Origin of the sequence: Methylopila capsulata (genome assembly GCF_016907975.1) — a bacterium.
GTDB lineage: Bacteria > Pseudomonadota > Alphaproteobacteria > Rhizobiales > Methylopilaceae > Methylopila > Methylopila capsulata.
In genome coordinates this window covers 2,501-5,881 of sequence record NZ_JAFBCY010000007.1, presented here as the reverse complement: position 1 = coordinate 5,881, position 3,381 = coordinate 2,501, and the positions used below count along the sequence as shown (strand labels likewise).

Sequence of the window (3,381 nt, the reverse complement as noted above, 5' to 3'; positions counted from 1 at the left end):
GCGCGGGGTCGTGGTTTGTTTTGGTTATTTCTGAGTTTTGAACGACGACAGCCCCGCTTTTTGGGCGGGGCTGTTTGGTTGTTTTGGTTGCGGGGACAGGATTTGAACCTGTGACCTTCAGGTTATGAGCCTGACGAGCTACCGGGCTGCTCCACCCCGCGTCATGTCCGGATTGATCGACGGACAAAGGCTTGAGCTGAACATCGTAGAGCGTTTTCGTGTGCTTCGCAGGCCTGGCGACGACCTACTCTCCCGCGCCTTAAGACGGAGTACCATCGGCGCAGAGGTGCTTAACGGCCGAGTTCGGGATGGGATCGGGTTTTTTCACCTCGCAAAGCCACCAGGCCGGCGAAGCACACGTTAATCGAAGCAAGCTGGGTTTGATCTTGTCAGGGTTGGGGTCGCTCGCGACGATCACCAAGGTGATCGCGCGGGGGCCAGAACGCTTACGCGTTCGGCTTGAGACAAACGCTGTGGCGTTTGCTTGAAGACAAACGCTGTGGCGTTTGCTTCGGGATGAGCATGGATCGCAAGAACGATCAAGCCAATCGAACGATTAGTACCGGTAAGCTTCACATGTCGCCATGCTTCCACACCCGGCCTATCAACGTGGTGGTCTTCCACGGTTCTCAAGGGAGATCTCGTTTTGAGGGGGGTTTCCCGCTTAGATGCCTTCAGCGGTTATCCCGTCCGTACGTAGCTACCCTGCAATGCGGCTGGCGCCACAACAGGTCCACCAGAGGTACGTTCATCCCGGTCCTCTCGTACTAGGGACAAATCCTCTCAAATCTCCGACACCCACGGCAGATAGGGACCGAACTGTCTCACGACGTTCTGAACCCAGCTCACGTACCACTTTAATCGGCGAACAGCCGAACCCTTGGGACCTGCTCCAGCCCCAGGATGTGATGAGCCGACATCGAGGTGCCAAACACTGCCGTCGATATGGACTCTTGGGCAGTATCAGCCTGTTATCCCCGGCGTACCTTTTATCCGTTGAGCGATGGCCCGTCCACGTGGAGCCACCGGATCACTATGACCGACTTTCGTCTCTGCTCGACTTGTCTGTCTCGCAGTCAGGCAGGCTTATGCCATTGCACTCAACGAGCGATTTCCGACCGCTCTGAGCCTACCATCGCGCGCCTCCGTTACTCTTTGGGAGGCGACCGCCCCAGTCAAACTACCCACCATGCATTGTCCCGGAGCCGGATAACGGCTCGCGGTTAGACGATCGTGACGATAAGGGTGGTATTTCAAGGATGGCTCCACACGAGCTAGCGCCCATGCTTCAAAGCCTACCACCTATCCTACACATGCCAACACAATCGCCAATGCAAAGCTATAGTAAAGGTGCACGGGGTCTTTCCGTCTGACCGCAGGAACCCCGCATCTTCACGGGGAATTCAATTTCACTGAGTCTATGCTGGAGACAGCGGGGAAGTCATTACGCCATTCGTGCAGGTCGGAACTTACCCGACAAGGAATTTCGCTACCTTAGGACCGTTATAGTTACGGCCGCCGTTTACCGGGGCTTCGATTCAAAGCTTGCACCTCTCCTCTTAACCTTCCGGCACCGGGCAGGCGTCAGACCCTATACGTCATCTTGCGATTTCGCAGAGCCCTGTGTTTTTGCTAAACAGTTGCCACCCCCTGGTCTGTGCCCCTCGCACACGGTTGCCCGCATACGAGGCCTCCTTATCCCGAAGTTACGGAGGCAATTTGCCGAGTTCCTTCAGCATAGTTCTCTCAAGCGCCTTGGTATGCTCTACCAGTCCACCTGTGTCGGTTTCGGGTACGGTCTGATGTGGGAGCTATTTCCTGGAACAACCAGGCCGCCTTCGGAATCCAATAACCTCCGACGGCTTCCGTCATTCGTCACTACCCACTGGCTGGGGAATATTCACCCCATTCCCATCGACTACGCCTTTCGGCCTCGCCTTAGGGGCCGGCTAACCCTGCGCAGATTAGCTTTACGCAGGAACCCTTGGACTTTCGGCGGGAGTGTCTCTCACACTCCTTTTCGTTACTCATGTCAGCATTCGCACTTCCGATACCTCCAGGATGCCTCACGGCTGTCCCTTCGCAGGCTTACGGAACGCTCCGCTACCGCTCACCTTGCGGTGAACCCTAAGCTTCGGCTCGTGGCTTGAGCCCCGTTACATCTTCGGCGCAAGAACCCTTGTTTAGACCAGTGAGCTGTTACGCTTTCTTTAAAGGATGGCTGCTTCTAAGCCAACCTCCTGGTTGTTTTGGGATTCTCACATCCTTTCCCACTTAGCCACGAATTGGGGGCCTTAGCTGTAGGTCAGGGTTGTTTCCCTCTCCACGACGGACGTTAGCACCCGCCGTGTGTCTGCCGGATAGTACTTGCTGGTATTCGGAGTTTGGTTAGGTTTGGTAATCCGGTAAGGACCCCTAGCCCATCCAGTGCTCTACCCCCAGCAGTATTCGTCCGACGCTCTACCTAAATAGATTTCGCGGAGAACCAGCTATTTCCGAGTTTGGTTGGCCTTTCACCCCTAGCCACAAGTCATCCGAGACTTTTTCAACAGGCACCGGTTCGGTCCTCCAGTGCGTGTTACCGCACCTTCAACCTGCTCATGGCTAGATCACCCGGTTTCGGGTCTAATACGTCGAACTTCGCGCCCTATTCAGACTCGCTTTCGCTTCGCCTACACCTAACGGCTTAAGCTTGCTCGACACATTAAGTCGCTGACCCATTATACAAAAGGTACGCAGTCACCCTTGCGGGCTCCTACTGTTTGTAAGCATCCGGTTTCAGGAACTGTTTCACTCCCCTTGTCGGGGTGCTTTTCACCTTTCCCTCACGGTACTGGTTCGCTATCGGTCGCTGAGGAGTACTTAGGCTTGGAGGGTGGTCCCCCCATGTTCAGACAGGATTTCACGTGTCCCGCCCTACTCGAATCCTTCCAAAAGCTTTTCTCATACGGGGCTATCACCCATTAATGCCCGACTTTCCAGACGGTTCTGATGAGATTTTGGAAGGCGTTGGCCTAGTCCGCGTTCGCTCGCCACTACTAACGGAGTCTCTGTTGATGTCCTTTCCTCCGGGTACTTAGATGTTTCAGTTCCCCGGGTTCGCCTTTGTTTCCTATGTATTCAGAAACAAATACCTCGTTATCAACGCGCCGTAATCCCACCGCCCAGGATCGCTCCCGGACAGTCGAATTACGAAACGTTGGAGGTGGGTTTCCCCATTCGGAAATCGTCGGATCAAAGCCTGTTCGCAGCTCCCCGACGCTTATCGCAGCGTACCACGTCCTTCATCGCCTCTCAGCGCCAAGGCATCCACCGAATGCTCTTAAGACACTTGATCGCTCTCACGATCGATGCTCACCCCTGGGGGATTGCCTAAGCAAT

The 3,381-nt window shown here is 55.1% G+C and carries 1 tRNA gene and 2 rRNA genes; all 3 read right to left on the bottom strand.

Annotated features, from left to right (window positions below):
- Positions 1-84: 84 nt before the first annotated feature.
- The 3 genes from JOD31_RS19385 to JOD31_RS19375 all read right to left on the bottom strand — a co-directional run bounded on the left by JOD31_RS19385 (position 85) and on the right by JOD31_RS19375 (position 3,337).
- Positions 85-161: transfer RNA gene (locus JOD31_RS19385), tRNA-Met, on the bottom strand.
- A 70-nt stretch (positions 162-231) separates the two neighbouring features.
- A 5S ribosomal RNA gene (gene rrf / locus JOD31_RS19380) occupies positions 232-345 on the bottom strand.
- Between the two features lie 190 nt (positions 346-535).
- Positions 536-3,337 (bottom strand): 23S ribosomal RNA (locus tag JOD31_RS19375).
- Positions 3,338-3,381: the final 44 nt, after the last annotated feature.